Source organism: Synechococcus sp. 8F6 (genome assembly GCF_002252665.1).
Lineage (GTDB): Bacteria > Cyanobacteriota > Cyanobacteriia > PCC-6307 > Cyanobiaceae > Cyanobium_A.
Window position 1 is genome coordinate 15,660 of sequence record NZ_NQKZ01000004.1, and the last position, 15,957, is coordinate 31,616.

Genomic DNA, 15,957 nt, shown 5'->3' on the forward strand with positions numbered 1-15,957 from the left:
ATGTACCAAGCCACCGACAGGGATTGGTGCCAACGTGGGAGCCCTTGAATGACGTCCCGTTTGCCCGGCCGTTCAGATCACTTCGCCTGTCCCCCCTGGGCATTCGGCCTGATCCTGGCGGCCCTGGCCGGGGCCGGGCTGGCCATCACCAATCCCTCCGCCGCCGATTTCCAGGCCTATGCCGCCGAGCGGTTGGTCGATGAAATCAGCGAGGAAGTTTGCACTGATGGCGGTCTACCGCTGCTGATGCGGCTAGCGATTCAGAATTGTGAGGAGCTGGTGCTGGCCCAGCGGACGCCCTTGGCGGCGCTGGTGGCAGGCCATACCCGCCGCCACAATCTCGGGGTGTTGAGCCTGTATCGCAGTGACATCGGTGGCCACAAGTTGTTGGGTTGGCGGGTGCCGCGCTTTCGCTCCACCGTGGTTGGGGTGGCGGGACAGTTTGTGCTGATCGGTGCCGCGATCGACAAGGCTGTCGCCGACCCCTCCCAGGACGCTCCGTGATGCATCCTCTGGCGCTGCGCCTACCCCGCGGGCTGCTGGATCCGCGTCTGGCCAGGGGTTTTGAGGCCGATGCCGACGGGCTGGTGGCGCTGCAGATCCGGGTGGCCGGAGCACTGGTCACGGCGATCGAGCCATTGTGGAGTATGGATCAGGCCGCGCTGGCCGCCCTGCCTTTGGCGCTCACGCCCCTGGTGGAGCCCCACGCCCATCTCGACAAGGCTTTCACGGCCGATGCTTTCCCCAACCGGGAGGGCACCATGGCTGCGGCCCTGGCGGCCAACCAACGCGAGTACGGCGTGCGCACCGGCGAGCAGGTGGCGGCGCGGGCCGAGCTGGCCCTCGATCGGGCCTGGCGCAACGGGGTGCGGGCTATCCGCAGCCACATCGACAGCGTTGGGCCGGCGGCTCGCGCCAGCTGGGACGCCCTGCTGGAGGCCCGCGAGCGCTGGCGGGGGCGGCTGGAGCTGCAGCTGGTGGCCCTGGCACCGCTGGCCCACTGGCTCAGTCCGGAAGGGGAAGCCCTCGCCCGCGCGGTGGCCGATGGCCAGGGGCTGCTGGGGGGGGTGATCGGGCCGCCCTACGGGCAGGGACCGGCCCGCCGCGCCGCCGACCGGGAGGCCCTGCTGGCCCTGCTCGATCTGGCCGAGCGCTTGGGTTGCGGCGTCGATCTGCACGTGGATGAATCCGATCGCGACCCGGGAGTGGGCGTCGATCTGGTGGCCCGGGTGGCTTTGGCGCAGCGCCGTGCCGTGGCGATCACCTGCAGCCACGCCAGCAGCATGGGCCTGCTGCCGCCGCGGGCCTGCGACCAGCTAGCCGAGCGCCTGGCCGCGGCGGAGATCGCCGTGGTTGCCCTGCCCACCACCAATTTCTGGCTGCTGGGCCGCAGGCCCGGCCGCACCCCCTGGCGCCGACCGCTGGCGCCGATCCGCAGCCTGCAGCGGGCAGGGGTGCGGCTGGCCCTCGGCGGCGACAACGTGCAGGATCCCTGGTATCCGGGCGGCGATTTCGATCCAGTTGAGCTGCTGCGCTGGGCGGCGCCGCTCTGCCAGTTGATGCCGTGGCAGCGCCTCGGCCTGGCCCCCTTCAGCACCGCCGCCGCCGCCGTGCTGGGGCTGGCCTGGGATGGGGTGCTGCGCGTTGGCGGGCCTGCCGATCTGGTGCTGCTCGGTGCGGGCTCGTGGGGCGAGCTGCTGGCCCGGCCGCCCCAGCGGCGGGTGCTGCGCGCCGGCCAGTGGCTGCCGCTGCCTGGGCAGGAGCAGCCCTCTCCCCTGCTGCTTCCATGGAGTTGAACCCCTGCTCCCGGGTCGCCGCCCTGGCGGCAGAGCTGCAGCGGCTCGATCCGGCGTTGGCGCTGCTGGGCCCGGAGGCACCGGCCGAGCTGGAGCGCCTCTCCCGCGACTACTTCGACTACTCGCCGGTGCTGGTGCCGCAGCTGCAGGGCTGCCGCGCCCAGCTGGTGGCTTTCGCCGTCACGGTGGAGCAGGTACGGCTGGTGGCCGGTGCCTGTGCCCGCCACGGCGTGCCCCTGACGGTGCGGGGGGCCGGCACCGGCAACTACGGCCAGTGCGTGCCGCTGCAGGGCGGGTTGGTGCTGGATCTCACCGGCCTCCAGCGCCTGCGGCAACTGGACGAGGCCACCGGGGTGATCGAGGTGGAGGCGGGCGCCCTGATGGGCGCGATTGAGCAGCAGCTGGCGCCCCGGGGCCGGGCCCTGCGGCTGGTGCCCAGCACGGTGCGCAGCGCCACCATCGGCGGCTTCATTGCCGGGGGCTCCGGCGGCATCGGCTCCCTGCGCTGGGGCTTCCTGCGGGATGCCGGCAACCTGCTGGGCCTGGAGGTGGTGACCCTGGAGCCCGAGCCGCGGCTGCTCCAGCTCGATGCCGCCGCCAGCGCCCCGCTCAACCACGCCTACGGCACCAACGGCATCCTCACGGCCCTGCGCCTGCCCACCACCGAAGCCGTGGCCTGGCAGCAGCTCGTGGTGGGGTTTGCGCAGTGGGATCGGGCCCTGGCGGCGGCCCAGGCCCTGCCCGCTACGGCGCTGCAGCTCAACGCCATCACGCTGCTGGAGGCGCCGTTGGCTCAGCCGCTGCCCTGGCCGGCGGGCTGTCCGGCGCCAGATGGGGAGGAGCATCGCCTGCTGCTGCTGGCTGCCCCCGATGCCCTGGCGGTGCTGCCCGATTGGTTGGCGGCCCGCGGTGGTGCGCTGCGCTGGCAGGCCCCCCAGGGCCAGAGCCGGGGCCTGCCGCTGCGGGAGCTCAGCTGGAACCACACCACCCTGCACTGGCGCACCCAGCACAAGGGCTGGACCTACCTGCAGATGCTGCTACCCCAGCCGGAGGGCCCCTGTTTGGAGCGCCTGCGGGGCCAGTGGGGTGACGATCTGCTCTGGCACCTGGAAGCGGTGAAGCAGCAGGGGGCGGCCCGGCTGGCGGCCTTGCCGCTGGTGCGCTGGCGGGGGGAGGAGGCTCTGCAGCGGCTGATGGCCGACTGCCGCGACGCAGGGGCGGTGCTGTTCAACCCCCATGTGCTCACCGTCGAGGACGGCGGCCTGGGCGTGATCGATGCCGACCAGGTGGCGGCCAAGGCCGCCTACGACCCGGCCGGGTTGCTCAATCCGGGCAAGCTGCGCGGTTGGCTCAGCAGCCCAGGCTGAGGCGGGTGTCGACACCGGTGGTCGGGTTGGTGCCTTCGGCATCGCGGCAGAGGGAGCGTTGGTCGACGCGATCGATCAGGGCGTCGCTGAAGTCGGCATCGGTGACGGTGGCGCCGCGGAAGCTGCTGCCCGAGGCAATAGCGCCGCTCAGCACGGCCCCGGTGAGGTCGGCGCCGGACAGGTCGACCTTGTCCATCAGGGTGCCGCTGAGGTCGGCCCCGGCGAAATTGGCCTCGGGGAAGGCGGCCTGGGTGAGGATCGCGCCGTGCAGGTTGGCGCCGCTGAAGTTGGCGTGCCGTCCGGTGGCACCGGCGAAGGAGGTGTTGGCCAGGTTCTGGCCGCTGAAATCCTGCTCGTTCTGGTTGGTGAGCGTGTAGTCCACCCCGGAAAACTCGGCAGCGGCCGGCTCCGGCAGGGCCAGGGCCAGGGCCAGGGCGAGGCCCACTACGAGGCCAAGTGCGAGGGCTTTGTGAAACAGGATGTGAAACAGGCGCCCCAACGGGTCGAGCAACAGGCGCTGCAGTGGGTGGGCCAAGGCGAAGGGAGCCGGGAGCTTCACTCTGGACCGTTCTGCGCCGGAGGGTCACTCCCCAGCAGATGGCCTACCAAATAGAGGGAGCCCGCCACGATCAGCCGCGGGGCTGCTGCGGCTGTCGCTGCGGCTGTTAGGGCGCTGGTGAGATCCGGCGCCGTCTCCAGCTGATCCACCAGCGCCGCTCCTCGGTCGGTGTGGGCGGCGAGGGCGCTGCTGAGGCTGGTGGCGCTCCAGCTGGCGTGGCCCGGCACCGGCACAATCCAGGCGCGGTCGTGGGGGGCCAGCAGCGCCTCGACGATGGCCGGCCCCTGCTTGTTGGCCAGCATCCCCAGCACCCAGTGGCGGGGGCCGGCGGCCAGGCCGTGGCGCTGCGGGTGGGCATCCAGCTCGCTGCGCAGGGCGCGGGCGGCGGGCAGGTTGTGGGCTCCGTCGAGCAGCAGGGGCTGGCCTCGCCAAATCAGCTGTTGCAGCCGGCCGGGCCAGCGGGCCGCCGCAAACCCCTGACGGATATCGGACTCGCTGATCGGCCAGCCCCGCTCCACCAGGGCCCGCAGCATCCCCAGGGCTACGGCACCGTTGCTCGCCTGCACGGCCCCTGGCAGCCCGAGGGGCCAACGCTCCAGATCGAGTGGCTCCAGCCAGCGCAGCTCGGCCCCCACCGCCTCGGCCCGGGCGTTCAACACCGCGGCCACCTCCGGGCTCTGGGGCGCGCTGACGGCCACGGCACCCGGCTGGAGCACGCCCGCTTTTTCGGCGGCAATGTTGGCTGAATCCGGCCCCAGAATCTCGGCGTGGTCGAGCCCCACCGAGGCAAAGCCGATCACGGGCCGGTGGGGATGGCAGGTGGTGGCATCGAGCCGGCCCCCCAGTCCCACCTCCAGCACCACCAGCTCCAGCTCAGCTTCCGCGAAGGCCAGAAAGGCCGCGGCGGTGACCAGCTCAAACGGCGTGAGCTGGTGGCGTTGGGCGACCGGCGTGGCGGTTTGCAGGTGGCGGCGCAGGGCTGGCGTGGCGATCGGGGTGTCGCCCAGCCGGATGCGCTCGGTCCAGCTCACCAGGTGGGGCGAGGTGTAGAGGCCGGCGCGGATGCCGGCGGCCAGCAGCGCCTGGTGCACGAGGGTGCAGATCGAGCCCTTGCCGTTGGTGCCGGCCACCTGCACGGCGGCGAAGCGACGCTCGGGATGGCCCAGCTCGGCCAGGGCGGCCTGCAGGCGATCGAGCCCCAGGTCGACGCCGCGGCGGCTGAAGGGCTCGATCAGGTCGGCGAAGCTGTCGGGCTCAGCGGCCAAGGCTGTTTTAGCAACCAAGGCTGGTGAGGGCCCGCTCGAGGCGATCCACCGCCAGGCGCAGGTGGCGGGGCTGGATCACCAGCGGCGGCACGAAGCGCACCACTTGGGGTCCGGCGGGGACCAGCAGCAGGCCCTGCTCCATCGCGGCCATGACGATTTCGGGGGCGCTCGGGGCCTCGGCACGCAGCACCAGGCCCTGCAGCAGCCCCCAGCCGCGCACCCCCTCCAGCAGGGTGGGGTGGCGGCTTACCAGCTCGGCCAGCAGCTCCTGCAGCAGTTCTCCCATCCGCTGCACGTGGCTGACCAGCTTGCGGCGCTCGAGTTCAGCCAGCACCGTGAGGCCGGCCCGGCAGGCGAAGGGGTTGCCGCCGAAGGTGCTGGCGTGCTCGCCGGGGCGGAAGTGATCTGCCTTCGCCTTCACCGCTAGGGCGCCGATCGGGATGCCGCCGCCCAGCCCCTTGGCCAGGGTGATCGCATCGGGCTCCACGCCCAGCTGCTCGTAGCCCCAGAGCTGGCCGCTGCGGCCGACGCCGATCTGCACCTCGTCGAAGATCAGCAGGATGTTGTGGGCGTCGCAGAGCTCCCGCACCCGCTGGAAGAAGGCGCGGTTGCCCGGGTGCACACCGCCCTCGCCCTGGATCGGCTCCAGCAGCACGGCCGCCACCCGCGGACCCTGCGCCTCGCTGCTGGCCAGCAGGGTTTCAAAGGCGGCGGTGTCGTTGTAGGGGAAGTAGCGGAAGCCCTGCACCATCGGCTCAAAGCCCTGGTGGTATTTGGGCTGGCCGGTGGCGGTGACGGCCGCCAGGGTGCGGCCGTGGAAACTGGCCTGGGCGGTAAGGATCAGGGGGCTGTGCTCGCCGCCGGGAATGCCGCCCGCGGTGTTGATGCCGCGGACCGTGTTGCCGTGCTTGCGCGCCAATTTGATGGCGGCCTCATTGGCCTCAGCGCCTGAGTTGCAGAAGAACACCCGATCCATGCAGCTGCTGTCGGTGATCGCCGCCGCCAGCTCCTCCTGCTCAGGAATGCGGTACAGATTGGACACATGCTGGAGCTTGCCCAGCTGCCGGCTCAGGGCCCGCTTCATCCGCCCGTCGCTGTGGCCGAGGGTGCAGACCGCGATGCCGGCCACGCAGTCGAGGTAGCGCTTGCCGCTGCTGTCCCACACCCACACACCCCGGCCCCGGGTGAGGCTGATCGGGAAGCGGGCATAGGTGTCCATCACTGCTGATGTGGACACCGGCGAGATGGGAGCGGTGGGACTCGAACCCACATGCCCGAAGGCGCTCGATTTTGAGTCGAGTCCGTCTACCAATTCCGGCACGCTCCCGCAGGTGAGAGTTTACGCGGCGATGCCGGTGCTGCTTGGCGCACCGCTGACGCGCTGGATGCAGGCGCCGGCCGCATTGAGTTTGGCTTCGAGGTTGGCGTAGCCGCGGTCGAGGAACTCCAGCCCCCGCACCGTGGTGATGCCTTCGGCGGCCAGGCCCGCCAGCACCATGGCGGCGGAGGCCCGCAGATCGGTGCCCTGCACCGGCGCACCGCTGAGCCGGGCCACTCCTTCAACGAAGGCGGTGTTGCCCTGCATGCGAATGGCGGCCCCCATGCGCTGCAGCTCCGCCACGTGCTGCAGGCGGTTTTCGAAGATGTTCTCGGTGATCACGCTGGTGCCCTGGGCCGTGGCCAGCAGGCTCATGAATGGCGCCTGCAGGTCGGTGGGAAAGCCGGGGAAGGGTTGGGTGCGCAGGTCAACAGCATTGATGTGATCGGCTTTGAGGGTGAGGCCGATGCCGTCGTGCTCCAGGGTGCAGCCCGCCTCCTCCAGCTTGGTGAGCACCGCGCCGAGGTGGTCGGGGATGATGGGGGCGATCCGCAGGTGGGAGCGGGTGATGGCGGCGGCCAGCAGGAAGGTGCCGGCTTCGATGCGATCGGGGATCACGGCGTAGTCGGCGCCGTGGAGACGCTCGACGCCCACGATCGTGATGGTGGGCGTGCCAGCGCCGCGCACCTTGGCGCCCATGGCGATCAGCAGCCCGGCCAGATCCACCACCTCCGGCTCCAGGGCGGCGTTGTCGATCACCGTCTCGCCATCGGCGAGCACGGCGGCCATCATCAACGTCTCGGTCGCGCCGACGCTGGGGCAGTCCATGTGGATGCGGCCGCCGGTGAGGCGATGCCCACGACCTGGCACGACGGCGGTGACCACCCCGTGCTCAATCGTCACCTGAGCACCGAGGGCCTTCAGCCCCTTGACATGCTCCACCACGGGCCGGGTGCCGATCTGGCAGCCACCGGGCAGGGGCACCTTGGCCATGCCCATCCGGGCCAGCAGCGGCCCGATGCAGAAGAAGCTGGCCCGCAGGCTATTCACCAGCTCGTAGGGCGCCGTGGAGTTGTTGATGGCGTCGCCATTGAGCTCGAGGCAGTCGCTCTGGCGCAACACCTGGCCCCCGAGGCTGCCGAGCATCTCGGCCATGGCGGAGATGTCAGTGAGGGGCGGCACATTGCGCAGCCGGATCGTGTCGCGGCTGAGCAGGCAGGCCGCCATCAGCACCAGGGCTGAGTTCTTGGCACCACTCACCTGCAGCTCCCCAGACAGCTTGCGGCCACCAGAGATTTCCAGCTGGGGGCTGAAAACCACCTGAGACTGAAAGTTGGACTGGACAGCGATCAAACCCATGGAGCGACTGCCCAGCTCTTGCCGACGCATCTTGACAACAAATGATGAGACCGTCTAGACAGCCGCCGACCAAACTGGCTTGAACGGCCGGGGAGGACCCTCGATGGCGTATGTTTTCCCAGTCGCTGCGGCGGCGGCCACGCGGATGTGGCGGAATTGGTAGACGCGCTAGTTTCAGGTACTAGTGGCAGCAATGTCGTGGGAGTTCAAGTCTCCCCATCCGCACTTTTTTATGATTGTCCTCAAGATCACCAATGCCTCTGAGGTGATGGCCTCGAAGCTCGGCAAGTTTCTTGAGAGTCTCACTCCCGATGCTCTCGATCAGTCGACCATCGAGGACATTGTTTTGAAAAAGCTGGTTGAAAACCTCCAGGCCGAAGGTCTCAAAGGCGAGGTGGCTTCGGTGCGAGGTCTCGAGATGGAGGAGAAGGAGCTGGTGATGCACGATGGCCTGCGCGTCCGGCGCCACCACACCTTCTGACGTGGTTCCCAGCCCTGGGCTGTGCCTCGCTGAGACGATCACCAGCCGCCGCAATCCACTGGTCAAGCGGCTGCGGTTGCTCCACGACGCCCGCGGTCGGCGTCAGGAGGGGTTGTTGCTGCTGGAGGGCACCCACCTGCTGCAGGAGGTGCTGCGGTTGCAGCTCCAGCCGTGCGATCTGCTGGCCACGGCTGCCTGGCTCGCCGACCACGGTGCCCAGGTGGCGGCCCTGCCGCCCGGCTGCATCTGCCGCGAGGTGAGCCAGGAGGTGCTGGAGGCGGTGGCCACCACCCAGCATCCCGATGGCGTTGTGTTGACCGTGGCTCCGCCCGCTCCCGCGCCGGCGGCTGCGGCTCCAGCTCCCTTCGTGCTGGCCCTCGATGGCTTGCAGGATCCGGGCAACCTCGGCACGTTGATGCGCACCGCCCTGGCGGCTGGGGTGGAGAGCTTGTGGATGGCCGATGGGGCCGACCCTTTCCAGCCCAAGGTGCTGCGTGCCTCGGCCGGTGCAGCCCTGGCCCTGCCGCTGTGGCGCGAGAGCCGGGCGGATCTGGCGGGGCGGCTGGCGGCGGCCGCGGCGGCGGGATCCCAGGTGGTGGTGGCCGTTCGGCCGGGGGCCGGGCCGGTGGCGCCGCTGCCCTACTGGCAGCTCGACTGGACTCGCCCCACGGTGTTGTTGCTCGGCAGCGAGGGGGGCGGCGTGTCGCCCCAGCTGGAAGCCCTGGCCAACCAGCGGGTCACGATCCCCCACAGCGCGGTGGTGGAGTCGCTGAATGTGGCGGTGGCGGCGGCCCCCCTGCTGCTCGAGCGCCTGCGGCAGCGCGTCGGAGCCTGACGGGGGAGAATGCCTGCCAACAACTGCACGGCTGCCCGGTGAGCGACGCCCCCCTCCACGGATCGCGTTTTGATGGCTCGAGCTTCGATTACGACGTAATTGTTGTCGGCGCCGGTTACGGCGGCTTTGACGCGGCCAAGCACGCCGCGGAGCACGGGCTGAAGGTGGCGATCGTGGAATCGCGCGATATGGGCGGCACCTGCGTGAACCGCGGCTGCGTGCCCTCCAAGGCCCTGCTGGCCGCCAGCGGCCGGGTGCGGGAGCTGGCCGACGCCGAGCACCTGGCCGGCTTCGGCATCCACGCCGCCCCGGTGCGCTTTGAGCGCCAGAAGATCGCTGACCATGCCAACCAGCTGGTGGCCACGATCCGCACCAACCTCACCAAAACTCTCGAGCGCGCCGGCGCCACGATCCTGCGGGGCAGCGGCCGGCTGGCGGGCCACCAGCAGGTGACCGTGCGTGAGAGTGGCAGTGGCGTGGAGCGCACCTACAGCGCCCGCGACGTGATCCTCGCCACCGGCTCGGAGCCCTTCGTGCCCCGCGGCATTGAAACCGACGGCCGCACCGTGTTCACCAGCGACGAGGCCGTGAGCCTGGAGTGGCTGCCCCGTTGGCTGGCGATCATCGGCAGCGGCTACATCGGCCTGGAATTTGCCGATGTGTACACGGCCCTGGGCTGTGAAGTGACGATGATCGAGGCCCTGGATCGGGTGATGCCCACCTTCGATCCCGACATCGCCAAATTGGCCGCCCGCAAGCTGATCGATGGCCGCGACATCGATGCCCGCGCTGGCCTGCTGGCCCGCAAGGTGACGCCGGGCTGCCCGGTGAAAATCGAGCTGGCCGACATGGCCACCAAGGAGCTGGTGGAAACCCTGGAGGTGGATGCGGTGCTGGTGGCCACCGGCCGGGTGCCGAGCAGCGCCGCGCTCAACCTGGCGGCGGTGGGGGTGGACACCGAGCGCGGCTTCATCCCGGTGGACGATCACATGCGGGTGCTGGCGGGCGGCGAGCCCGTGCCGCACCTGTGGGCCGTGGGTGATGTGACCGGCAAGATGATGCTGGCCCACACCGCTGCGGCCCAGGGCACCGTGGCGATCGACAACATCCTGGGTCACCCCCGCCCGATCGACTACCGCTCGATTCCGGCGGCCACCTTCACCCATCCGGAGATCAGCTCGGTGGGCCTGAGCGAGGCCGATGCCAAAGCGCTGGCGGCCAAGGACGGCTTTGAGCTGGGGGTGGTGCGCAGCTACTTCAAGGCCAATTCCAAGGCCCTGGCCGAGCTGGAGAGCGATGGCCTGATGAAGCTGCTGTTCAACAAGAGCACCGGTGAGGTGCTCGGCGCCCACATCTACGGCCTGCATGCGGCGGATCTGATCCAGGAGATCGCCAACGCCGTGGCGCGCCGCCAGAGCGTCACCCAGCTCGCCAATGAAGTGCACACCCACCCCACCCTCAGTGAGGTGGTGGAAGTGGCCTACAAGCAGGCCGCTGCTGCACTGGCTCCCGTCGCGGTGGGTGGCTGAGATGGAGTTCCGTCGCCGGCCCCCGAATCCCAAGGTGAAGGTGGCCTTCCTCGAATACGCCATCCGCCATGAGGAGGGTGAACCGCGCCACATTCTTGAGAAGATCGTTTGGGAGAAGGACCGGGAAGTGGCCTCCGCCCGCGAGCGGGTGCCCCTGGAGAAGCTCAAGCAGCAGGTGGCCGAGCTGCCAGCGCCCCGCGATTTTCTGGCGGCCCTGCGGGCCAGCTGCCGCAAGCCGGCGGTGATCGCCGAGGTGAAGAAGGCCAGCCCCAGCAAGGGGGTGATCCGCGAGGATTTTGATCCGGAGGCCATCGCCAGGGGCTATGCCGCCGGTGGTGCCAGCTGCCTGTCGGTGCTCACCGATAAACAGTTTTTTCAGGGGGGCTTTGAGGTGCTGGTGCAGGTGCGCCAGGTGGTGGAGTTGCCCCTGCTCTGCAAGGACTTCATCCTCAGCCCCTATCAGCTGTATCAGGCCCGGGCCGCCGGCGCCGATGCCGCCCTGCTGATCGCGGCGATCCTCACCGATGTGGACATGGCCTACCTGCTCAAGGTGGCCAAGGCCCTGGGTCTGACGGTGCTGGTGGAGGTGCACGATGCCGAGGAGCTGGAGCGGGTGCTAGCCCTCGATGGGGTGCAGCTGATTGGCATCAACAACCGCGATCTGGCCACCTTCCACACCGATCTGGCCACCACCGAGCGGCTCACCGCCACCTACGGCGAGCAGATCTGTGCCAAGGGCTGCCTGCTGGTGAGCGAGTCGGGGCTGGTCACGCGTGACGACCTCGATCGGGTGCAGGGCGCCGGCGCCGATGCGGTGCTGGTGGGCGAATCCCTGATGCGCCAGGCCGATGTGACGGCTGCTCTTGAGGCACTGATTGGGGGGTAGGACGGTGGCTAATCGCGCTGCTGACTGGCTGAGCCAGGCGAACCAGGACCTGGCCATGGCGCTGGTGAGTGCCGGTCATGGGCACCATGAGTGGGCCTGTTTTGCCGCCCATCAGGCTGTTGAGAAAGCCCTGAAGGGTCTGCATCTCTCGCATGGTCAGCAGGCCTGGGGCCATGGCCTGGGCCGGTAGCGGGTCTACCCGAGTTGGTGGAGCGGCTGCGCATTCTCGATGCGCTCTACATCCCCACGCGCTATCCCGATAGTCTTCCCGATGGGGCCCCGAGTGATCACTTCGGCCACCTGCAAAGTCGCGATGCCCTCAGCCATGCCCGTGCGCTCGTTGACGCAATCGCTGCTCAGATGGCCTGAGCCCCGGGTTGTGCTCGAGGCAGTGGAGCGTTGGGCAGCTCAGCAGGCCTGCAGCAATCCGACCCAGCAGAAGGTGGGCGTGTACGGCAGCTATGGGCGGGGTGATGCCGGCGTGGGCAGCGACCTGGATCTGCTGCTGGTGGATCAAGCGGCTACGGGCCCGCAGACGCTGCGCTACCGCCAGTGGCCCTTTGAGCAGTTGCCCCTGAGCTGCGATGCCCTGGTGCTCACCACTGCGGAGCTGGAGCAGTTGCTGGCCTCTTCTGCTTGCGAAGATTCAGCGAAGGCCGCCATGGCCTCGGCTCTGCAGCGGGATTGCCGCTGGGTCTGGACCCGCAGCACCCCATGAAAAAGCCCGGCTTTTGGGGCCGGGCTGAATCGGTTGATGGACGTGGCGCGATGGCCGGCGCGATCAGACCTTGCGGGAGTAAAATTCCACCACCAGCAGTTCGTTGATCTCGAGGGCGACCCACTCGCGTTCGCACTTGCTGATCACCTTGGCCACCTGCTTGTTCTTGTCGAGCTCGAGGTGGGGCGGGATGTTGGCCAAACCTGGGAATTCCAGGTTGCCTTCAGCCAATTTCTTGCTCTGCTTGCGCTCGCGGATGGCGACGACGTCGCCGGCCTTGCACTGGAAGCTGGGGATGTCCACAACGCGGCCGTTCACGGTCACGTGGCCATGGTTCACCAGCTGGCGGGCGCCGGGCACGGTGGGGCCGAAACCCAGGCGGAAGCAAATGTTGTCGAGGCGGTTCTCGAGCAGTTTCAGCAGGTTGGTTCCGGTGGAACCCTCCTGGGCGCGCGCTTTCTTCACGTAGCGCACGAGCTGTCGCTCGGAGATGCCGTAGTTGAAGCGAAGCTTCTGCTTCTCTTCGAGGCGGATGGCGTATTCGGAGCGCTTGCGACGGGCTTGGCCGTGCTGACCGGGGGGATAAGACCGCTTGGCGGACTTACGGGTGAGACCGGGAAGGTCTCCCAAGCGCCGCGTAATCCTCAGGCGAGGGCCGCGGTAGCGAGACATGAAACGAGTTCGAAGGACGGAGGGAGCCGGGATGGCCCCATGGTGCTGCGGCATCGAGCATGCTGGGAGAGTCCCGCAGGCCTGAGCTTTGCCGCGCCAACGGTCGATCTTATCGGTTGGGCCGCACCAGCTCGGCTTGCAGCCCGAGCCGGGTCTCGCCTCGGTTGGTGCCGGCGCGGCTGGGCCGTTGGAGCGATGGCTGGCGATGCTGTTGCTGGCTCTGATCGGCGTGTATCGCCAGTGGATCTCGCCGCTGCTGGGCCCCCGCTGCCGCTTCATCCCCAGCTGCAGCGCCTATGGCCTCGAGGCCATCAGCCGCCATGGCCCCTGGCGGGGCAGCTGGCTTACCCTGCGCAGGTTGCTGCGCTGCCACCCCTTCACCCCCTGCGGCTGCGATCCCGTTCCCGACTGATGCCCGCTCTGGTGTTGATGACCCGTCAGGGCTGCTGCCTGTGTGAGGGCCTGGCCGAGAAGTTGCGGGCCCTCGAGCCGCCCCTGGCGATCGAGCTGATCGATGTCGATGGCGATCCCGCTTTGCAGGCCCGCTTTGGCCTGGAGGTGCCGCTGTTGCTGCTGCGCTTGCCCGACGGGGAGCAGGTGCTGCCGCGGGTGCCACCACGGCTGGCCGGCACCAGCCTGCGGGTTTGGTTGCAGAAGCACGGCTTTTCGGATCAGGACGCTTAGAAAGGCGCCATTCGCTGATCCGGTGCCATGACCCAGCTGCTCCATCCGGTCCTGCGGGAGGTGGGTTTGGAGCTGCCAGCGGGGGTGCCCAATCGGGAGGTGAGCGGCATCAGTTGTGATTCCCGCCGCGTGGGCCGGGGCACCCTGTTTGTGGGGCTGCCGGGCACCCAGGTGGATGGGGGCTGTTTTTGGCCCCAGGCGCTGCAGGCGGGGGCGGCGGCGGCTGTGATCAGCGCAGCGGCGGCGGCGGCCCAGCCCCCGGGGCCCGACGACGCGGTGCTGATCGCCCCGGAGCCGTTGGCGCGCTGGGCTGGCTTGCTGGCGGCGGCGTTCTGGGCTCAACCGAGTCGGCGCCTGGCCTTGATCGGAGTCACCGGCACCAACGGCAAAACCACCACCACCCACCTGATCGAGCATCTGGCCGCCCATGCCGGCCGGCCGGCGGCCCTGTTCGGCACCCTGGTGAACCGCTGGCCCGGTCAGAGCGTGACCGCCCAGCACACCACCGCCTTTGCCGATCTGCTACAGGCCCAGCTGGCCCAGGCGGTGGAGGCCGGTGCCCAGATCGGGGCGATGGAGGTGAGTTCCCATGCCCTCGACCAGCAGCGGGTGGCGGGCTGCCGCTTCGCCGGGGCGGTGTTCACCAACCTCACCCAGGACCACCTCGATTACCACCCCTCGATGCAGGCCTACTTCGAGGCCAAGGCGCAGCTGTTTGCCGAGCCGCTGCTGGCGGGCGGGGCGGTGGTGAATGGCGATGATCCCTGGGGCGTCCAGCTGGCCCAGCGCCTTCGCGGCCGGCTGGGTGAGCGTTGCTGGCGCAGTTCCCTGCAAGACAGCGGCGCCGAGCTCACGATTCGGGATCTGGAGCTGGGGGCCGATGGCGTGCGCGGGCTGCTGGTGAGCCCGGCCGGGGAAGGGGCCTTTCACTCGCCCCTGGTGGGCCGCTTCAACCTGATGAACCTGTTGCAGGCCGTGGGGGTGTTACTCCAGCAGCAGCTGCCGCTGGAGTTGCTGCTCCAGGGCCTGGCCAGCTTCCGCGGCGTGCCCGGTCGCATGGAGCGGGTGGTGGTGGGTGATGGTGATGGCTCCCCGGCGGTGCTGGTGGATTACGCCCACACCCCCGACGGCCTGGACAATGCCCTGGCGGCCTGCCGCCCCTTCACCCGCGGCCGGTTGATCTGCGTGTTTGGCTGCGGCGGCGACCGCGACCGCAGCAAGCGCCCCCAGATGGGCGCGATCGCGGCGCGGCTGGCCGATCAGGTGGTGGTCACCTCCGACAACCCCCGCACCGAAGACCCCTCGCAGATCCTGGCCGATGTGGTGGCCGGCATTCCTGCCGGCAGCCCCCACGACGTCGAAGGGGATCGGGCCACCGCGATCGCGGCCGCCATTGCCGGCGCTACAGCGGGAGACCTGGTGCTGATCGCCGGCAAGGGCCACGAGGACTACCAGATCCTCGGCACCACCAAGGTGCACTTTGACGACCGGGAGGAGGCCGAAAAGGCCCTGAGGGCGCGGCGAAACGGTTAGATCCGCTCGATCCGCCGCAGGCTGCAGCGCTTATTGCACACCTCTGCGTAGATCGGACATCCTGTGTTGAACAGTGCGTCGAAACCGTTGCGAATCCTGGCTTGTCTGGCAGATGGAGATAGCTTTCGAGGGCTGTTTATTGAGACTCTGTGGCGTCTTCAGTCCCCATGGGTAAAAAGCTTCTCGCGGAAGCTTTTGGTACGTTTTGGCTGGTGCTTGGTGGTTGCGGTAGCGCTGCAATCGCTGCCAATTTTCCCTATTTGACCGGTGCGGATATCGCTCCAGGAAACCCCTTTGGCCTGGGCTTTCTGGGTGTGTCGCTGGCCTTCGGCCTCACGGTGGTGACGATGGCCTACGCGATCGGCCACATCTCCGGATGCCATTTGAATCCCGCGGTGAGCTTCGGCCTCTGGGCCAGTGGTCGCATGAAGGGCGCTGAACTGCTGCCTTACATCGTGGCCCAGGTGATCGGCGGTGTCCTGGCTGGCGGGTTCATCAAGTTGGTGGTGGCCGGTGGCCCGGCCTTTGATCTGGTGATGGCGGGCAGCAACCCGCTGGCCACCAACGGCTGGGGCGCCCACTCCCCCGGTGGCTACGGCTTCTGGGCTGCCCTGATTGTGGAGCTGGTGCTTACCTTCTTCTTCCTGCTGGTGATTATTGGGGCCACCGATCGACTGGCTCCTGTCGGTTTCGCGGGTGCCGCCATCGGCCTCACCCTGGCCCTGATCCACATGATCAGCATCCCTGTTACCAATACCTCAGTGAACCCCGCCCGCAGCACCGGAGTGGCCCTGTGGGTTGGCGGTGAGGCGGTTGGTCAGCTGTGGCTGTTCTGGTTGGCCCCGATTGTGGGCGCGCTTCTGGCCGGCTGGGTCTACCGCAACGTCTTCAGCGAGGAGGTTTCCTAAGCCGCGGGCTCCACTTTGATGGGTGGAGCATTAAGGCAAGATCAGAA

General features: G+C 68.8%; 19 protein-coding genes and 2 tRNA genes. 15 read left to right on the forward strand and 6 right to left on the reverse strand.

What is annotated here, in order from left to right; genetic code table 11:
• Nucleotides 1–48 precede the first annotated feature (48 nt).
• The 3 genes from CJZ78_RS04305 to CJZ78_RS04315 are packed head-to-tail and all read left to right on the forward strand — an operon-like array spanning nt 49 to nt 3,163.
• Entirely contained in the window at nt 49–504 is a 456-nt protein-coding gene (locus tag CJZ78_RS04305; RefSeq protein WP_094559678.1) for a DUF4359 domain-containing protein, read from the forward strand.
• Nucleotides 504–1,796, forward strand: coding sequence for an amidohydrolase family protein (locus CJZ78_RS04310; protein ID WP_094559679.1), 1,293 nt, complete (start codon nt 504–506; stop codon nt 1,794–1,796). Before CJZ78_RS04305 ends, CJZ78_RS04310 begins: the two co-directional genes overlap by 1 nt.
• Nucleotides 1,787–3,163, forward strand: coding sequence for an FAD-binding oxidoreductase (locus CJZ78_RS04315; protein WP_094559680.1), 1,377 nt, complete (start codon nt 1,787–1,789; stop codon nt 3,161–3,163). Before CJZ78_RS04310 ends, CJZ78_RS04315 begins: the two co-directional genes overlap by 10 nt.
• On the opposite strand, the gene CJZ78_RS04320 is transcribed toward CJZ78_RS04315, so the two are convergent.
• From CJZ78_RS04320 to murA, 5 genes are all read right to left on the reverse strand, one after another.
• The gene (locus CJZ78_RS04320) at nt 3,147–3,596 is read right to left on the reverse strand and encodes a pentapeptide repeat-containing protein (protein WP_233128506.1); all 450 of its coding nucleotides are present in this window, start codon (nt 3,594–3,596) and stop codon (nt 3,147–3,149) included. The genes CJZ78_RS04315 and CJZ78_RS04320 overlap by 17 nt on opposite strands.
• A gap of 122 nt (nt 3,597–3,718) precedes the next feature.
• Nucleotides 3,719–4,987 carry a folylpolyglutamate synthase/dihydrofolate synthase family protein gene (locus tag CJZ78_RS04325; protein WP_094559681.1) on the reverse strand — a complete coding sequence of 423 codons (1,269 nt, stop codon included), beginning with the start codon at nt 4,985–4,987 and terminating at the stop codon, nt 3,719–3,721.
• 7 nt (nt 4,988–4,994) lie between these two features.
• The gene (locus CJZ78_RS04330; protein WP_369802015.1) at nt 4,995–6,257 is read right to left on the reverse strand and encodes an aspartate aminotransferase family protein; all 1,263 of its coding nucleotides are present in this window, start codon (nt 6,255–6,257) and stop codon (nt 4,995–4,997) included.
• A tRNA-Leu gene (locus CJZ78_RS04335) sits at nt 6,233–6,314 on the reverse strand. The genes CJZ78_RS04330 and CJZ78_RS04335 overlap by 25 nt, the downstream gene beginning before the upstream one ends.
• A 12-nt stretch (nt 6,315–6,326) precedes the next feature.
• Nucleotides 6,327–7,664 (reverse strand): UDP-N-acetylglucosamine 1-carboxyvinyltransferase, encoded by a 1,338-nt coding sequence (gene murA / locus CJZ78_RS04340; protein WP_094559819.1) that lies wholly within the window; start codon nt 7,662–7,664, stop codon nt 6,327–6,329.
• 141 nt (nt 7,665–7,805) lie between these two features.
• Between murA and CJZ78_RS04345 the strand changes: the two genes are divergently transcribed.
• The 8 genes from CJZ78_RS04345 (at nt 7,806) to CJZ78_RS04375 (ending at nt 12,113) form a co-directional block, all read left to right on the forward strand.
• Nucleotides 7,806–7,889, forward strand: a tRNA-Leu gene (locus CJZ78_RS04345).
• Between the two features lie 7 nt (nt 7,890–7,896).
• The gene (locus tag CJZ78_RS04350; protein WP_094559683.1) at nt 7,897–8,145 is read left to right on the forward strand and encodes a hypothetical protein; all 249 of its coding nucleotides are present in this window, start codon (nt 7,897–7,899) and stop codon (nt 8,143–8,145) included.
• Nucleotide 8,146: 1 nt separating this feature from the next.
• Nucleotides 8,147–8,980, forward strand: coding sequence for an RNA methyltransferase (locus tag CJZ78_RS04355; protein ID WP_233128481.1), 834 nt, complete (start codon nt 8,147–8,149; stop codon nt 8,978–8,980).
• 38 nt (nt 8,981–9,018) lie between these two features.
• Nucleotides 9,019–10,509 (forward strand): dihydrolipoyl dehydrogenase, encoded by a 1,491-nt coding sequence (gene lpdA / locus CJZ78_RS04360; RefSeq protein WP_094559685.1) that lies wholly within the window; start codon nt 9,019–9,021, stop codon nt 10,507–10,509.
• Between the two features lies 1 nt (nt 10,510).
• Nucleotides 10,511–11,395 (forward strand): indole-3-glycerol phosphate synthase TrpC, encoded by an 885-nt coding sequence (trpC, locus tag CJZ78_RS04365; protein ID WP_094559686.1) that lies wholly within the window; start codon nt 10,511–10,513, stop codon nt 11,393–11,395.
• Nucleotides 11,396–11,399: 4 nt separating this feature from the next.
• Nucleotides 11,400–11,585, forward strand: coding sequence for a HEPN domain-containing protein (locus CJZ78_RS14355; RefSeq protein ID WP_233128482.1), 186 nt, complete (start codon nt 11,400–11,402; stop codon nt 11,583–11,585).
• Between the two features lie 17 nt (nt 11,586–11,602).
• A complete protein-coding gene (locus tag CJZ78_RS14360; RefSeq protein ID WP_233128483.1) occupies nt 11,603–11,764 on the forward strand; it encodes a hypothetical protein in 162 nt (53 codons plus the stop codon).
• 10 nt (nt 11,765–11,774) lie between these two features.
• A complete protein-coding gene (locus CJZ78_RS04375; protein WP_233128484.1) occupies nt 11,775–12,113 on the forward strand; it encodes a nucleotidyltransferase domain-containing protein in 339 nt (112 codons plus the stop codon).
• A gap of 63 nt (nt 12,114–12,176) precedes the next feature.
• Here CJZ78_RS04375 and rpsD read toward each other — a convergent pair whose 3' ends face one another.
• A complete protein-coding gene (gene rpsD / locus CJZ78_RS04380; RefSeq protein ID WP_094559687.1) occupies nt 12,177–12,785 on the reverse strand; it encodes a 30S ribosomal protein S4 in 609 nt (202 codons plus the stop codon).
• Nucleotides 12,786–12,972: 187 nt separating this feature from the next.
• On the opposite strand from rpsD, the gene yidD reads away from it, so the two are divergent.
• From yidD to aqpZ, 4 genes are all read left to right on the forward strand, one after another.
• On the forward strand, nt 12,973–13,197 hold the full coding sequence (gene yidD, locus CJZ78_RS04385; RefSeq protein ID WP_369802016.1) for a membrane protein insertion efficiency factor YidD: 225 nt from the start codon (nt 12,973–12,975) through the stop codon (nt 13,195–13,197).
• A complete protein-coding gene (locus CJZ78_RS04390; RefSeq protein WP_094559688.1) occupies nt 13,197–13,469 on the forward strand; it encodes a glutaredoxin family protein in 273 nt (90 codons plus the stop codon). Before yidD ends, CJZ78_RS04390 begins: the two co-directional genes overlap by 1 nt.
• 27 nt (nt 13,470–13,496) lie before the next feature.
• Nucleotides 13,497–15,002: a UDP-N-acetylmuramoyl-L-alanyl-D-glutamate--2,6-diaminopimelate ligase gene (locus CJZ78_RS04395; protein ID WP_094559689.1), complete on the forward strand. Its 1,506-nt coding sequence runs from the start codon at nt 13,497–13,499 to the stop codon at nt 15,000–15,002.
• A gap of 167 nt (nt 15,003–15,169) precedes the next feature.
• Nucleotides 15,170–15,910, forward strand: a complete 741-nt coding sequence (aqpZ, locus tag CJZ78_RS04400; RefSeq protein WP_094559690.1) for an aquaporin Z — start codon at nt 15,170–15,172, stop codon at nt 15,908–15,910.
• Nucleotides 15,911–15,957: the final 47 nt, after the last annotated feature.

Excerpts from the sequence above, each read along its gene's own strand:
- CJZ78_RS04305 (WP_094559678.1), top strand. The coding sequence starts at position 49 with ATGACGTCCCGTTTGCCCGGCCGTTCAGATCACTTCGCCTGTCCCCCC.
- CJZ78_RS04310 (WP_094559679.1), top strand. The coding sequence starts at position 504 with ATGCATCCTCTGGCGCTGCGCCTACCCCGCGGGCTGCTGGATCCGCGT.
- CJZ78_RS04315 (WP_094559680.1), top strand. The coding sequence starts at position 1,787 with ATGGAGTTGAACCCCTGCTCCCGGGTCGCCGCCCTGGCGGCAGAGCTG.
- murA (WP_094559819.1), bottom strand. The coding sequence starts at position 7,664 with ATGGGTTTGATCGCTGTCCAGTCCAACTTTCAGTCTCAGGTGGTTTTC.
- CJZ78_RS04350 (WP_094559683.1), top strand. The coding sequence starts at position 7,897 with ATGATTGTCCTCAAGATCACCAATGCCTCTGAGGTGATGGCCTCGAAG.
- trpC (WP_094559686.1), top strand. The coding sequence starts at position 10,511 with ATGGAGTTCCGTCGCCGGCCCCCGAATCCCAAGGTGAAGGTGGCCTTC.
- rpsD (WP_094559687.1), bottom strand. The coding sequence starts at position 12,785 with ATGTCTCGCTACCGCGGCCCTCGCCTGAGGATTACGCGGCGCTTGGGA.
- CJZ78_RS04390 (WP_094559688.1), top strand. The coding sequence starts at position 13,197 with ATGCCCGCTCTGGTGTTGATGACCCGTCAGGGCTGCTGCCTGTGTGAG.
- CJZ78_RS04395 (WP_094559689.1), top strand. The coding sequence starts at position 13,497 with ATGACCCAGCTGCTCCATCCGGTCCTGCGGGAGGTGGGTTTGGAGCTG.
- aqpZ (WP_094559690.1), top strand. The coding sequence starts at position 15,170 with ATGGGTAAAAAGCTTCTCGCGGAAGCTTTTGGTACGTTTTGGCTGGTG.